The organism is Martelella sp. UBA3392 (assembly GCF_002358775.1).
GTDB classification, from domain to species: domain Bacteria; phylum Pseudomonadota; class Alphaproteobacteria; order Rhizobiales; family Rhizobiaceae; genus Martelella; species Martelella mediterranea.
Genome location: NZ_DEPM01000163.1, coordinates 2,202 through 4,735 on the forward strand (window position 1 = coordinate 2,202; position 2,534 = coordinate 4,735).

General features: G+C 63.3%; 3 protein-coding genes. All 3 read left to right on the forward strand.

Annotation, left to right across the window (positions count from 1 at the left end):
• The first annotated feature begins 100 nt into the window (after window positions 1-100).
• Window positions 101-709: a DUF1285 domain-containing protein gene (locus B4E36_RS12400; RefSeq protein WP_292059143.1), complete on the forward strand. Its 609-nt coding sequence runs from the start codon at window positions 101-103 to the stop codon at window positions 707-709.
• Window positions 706-1,350, forward strand: a complete 645-nt coding sequence (locus tag B4E36_RS12405) for a CoA pyrophosphatase (protein WP_292059141.1) — start codon at window positions 706-708, stop codon at window positions 1,348-1,350. The genes B4E36_RS12400 and B4E36_RS12405 overlap by 4 nt, the downstream gene beginning before the upstream one ends.
• Window positions 1,347-2,534 (forward strand): CCA tRNA nucleotidyltransferase (locus B4E36_RS12410; protein WP_345900404.1); only part of this gene is annotated, 1,188 nt, incomplete at its 3' end. The genes B4E36_RS12405 and B4E36_RS12410, both read left to right, overlap by 4 nt.

A 2,534-nucleotide genomic window follows, 5' to 3' on the forward strand; every position in this document is an offset into this window, starting at 1 on the left:
CCTGTCGGGAAAGGATAATCACCTGCGGGCGGCTGACAAGCCGGTTTGAAATGACTATTTCGAGAGGAGGGCATTCTGGCCCTGAAAGTGAGACGGAAAAATGACGCAAGGCAACATGGCGGGCGATGTCGGCGGGCTGGCTTCGGCCATCACGCGCCAGCTTGATGGCGGCAAATTGCGCAAGCCCGCGCCTGTGGACCGTTGGGAACCGGCGTTTTGCGGCGATATCGATATGGAAATCAAGGCGGACGGAACCTGGTTCTATCAGGGCAGCCCCATTGGCCGCGCGGCCATGGCCCAGCTTTTTTCAACGGTCTTGCGCAAGGACGAGGACGGCGAGACCTATCTGGTAACGCCGGTGGAAAAGCTCAGGATCAGGGTGGAGGATGCGCCGTTCATTGCCGTCGGCATGGATATCGAGGGAGACGGCGACAGCCGGACGCTTGTGATTCGCACCAATATGGGCGATGTGGTTGAGGCCGGTCCCGATCATCCCCTGCGCTTTGCCGTCGATGACGATGATGACGGTCTGAGGCCCTATGTGCTGGTGCGCGGTCGTCTCGAGGCGCTGTTTTCGCGTGCGCTGACCTATGACCTGATGCCGCTTGGCGAGGAGATCGACATCGACGGCCGGGCCATGTTTGCGATCCGATCCGGCGGGATGGCGTTTCCGGTCATGGAGATGGCGGCGCTGGAGAAACGTCTGTGAATGAATCTGTGAAGGAAACACCGTTTGCCGCAGGCGCTTTTCGCGATCGCGCGCTCAGCCAGCGCGGACGGCCGCCGGAACATGCCTGGCGCGATCATGGCGATCACAAGCTCAATCCCGACCTCTTCGCCTATTATGAGGACCTCGACATGCGCGCCGCCGCCGTGCTGGTGCCGGTGGTCGACTATGGCGATGAGGCGCGGGTGATCTTTACACAGCGGACCACCAAGCTGCGCAAGCATTCCGGCCAGATCGCCTTTCCGGGCGGTTCTATCGATCCCGAGGACCGGTCCCCGGAGGACGCGGCGCTGCGCGAAAGCGAGGAGGAAATCGGCCTCACCCGCGATTTCGTCCAGCCGGTCGCGCGGCTGCCGGACTATCTTGCGGGCAGCGGTTTCCGGATCACGCCGATCCTGTCGGTGGTGCGGCCCGGCTTTTCGCTGAAGATCAATCCGGACGAGGTCGATGCGGTGTTTGAAGTGCCGCTCGGCTTCATGATGGACCCCGCCAATCACGCCCGCGGCACCGCCATGCTGGGCGGTCAGATGCGGCAGTACTACGAAATCAAGTTCGGCGATCACCGGATCTGGGGCATAACCGCCGGCATCATCAGGACAATTTACGAAAGGCTTTACGCTTGACCAAGCTCTGCAATCAGGACTGGTTCAAAGACGACCGGCTGAAGACGGTTCTTGGAATTCTGAACGGCGAGGGCGGCGAAACCCGCATTGTCGGCGGCGCGGTGCGCAATGCGCTGATGGATCAGCCTGTCGGTGATATCGACCTTGCGACGACGCTTGTGCCCGACGCCGTCATGGCCCGGGCGAAGGGCGCCGGCATGAAGGCGATCCCGACCGGGATCGATCATGGCACTGTCACGGTGGTCTGCGAGGGCAAACCCTTCGAGACGACCACGCTGCGCGCCGATGTCGAAACCTTCGGGCGCCATGCGACCGTGCGTTTCGGCACCGACTGGTCCGAGGACGCCGCGCGGCGCGACTTTACCATCAACGCGCTCTATGCCGATGCCGATGGCAAGATCCATGACCCGGTCGGCGGGCTTGCCGATATCGAGACGAAGACGGTGCGGTTCATCGGCGAGGCGGAAACGCGGATCCGTGAGGATTATCTCCGGATTCTGCGGTTTTTCCGGTTCTTCGCCTGGTATGGCGGCGGCAGGCCGGATGCGGACGGCCTTCGCGCCTCGGTCCGCGCGCGCGATGGTCTCGCTTCGCTTTCCGCCGAGCGGGTGTGGGCGGAGACGAAGAAGCTGCTGGCCGCCCGCGATCCCTCGCGCGCGCTGTTGTGGATGCGTCAGACCGGGATTTTGACCGCCATCGTGCCGGAAAGCGAGAAATGGGGGATCGACGCCATCCCCGCGCTGATCGATTGCGAAGCCGCGTTCGGCTGGCAGATCGATCCTTATCTGCGTCTCGCCGCGATCATTCCGCCCTATGATGTCCGCGCCACGGAACTCGCCGACCGGCTGAAATTCTCCAATGCCGAGCGGGCGCTCTTCCTCGCCTTCGCGACGGCGCCGGCCATAAGCGGCGCAACCACGGCGCCGGCATTGCGCAAGCTGCTCTATCGCAATGACAGGGACGGCATTCTCATCAGGCTGAAACTGGCGCTGGCGAGCGCGCGCGGCAAGGCCGGCGCGGGCGATCTCGACGCGGCAGGCGAGGCCGGCAAGCTCGGGCAACTGGTTGATTTCGCTGAGAGATGGGAAAAGCCGCAAATGCCGTTTTCGGGCGGCGACATCGTCGCTGCCGGCGTACCGGCGGGGCCGGCGGTCGGCGACTATATGAAAAAGCTGGAAGACTGG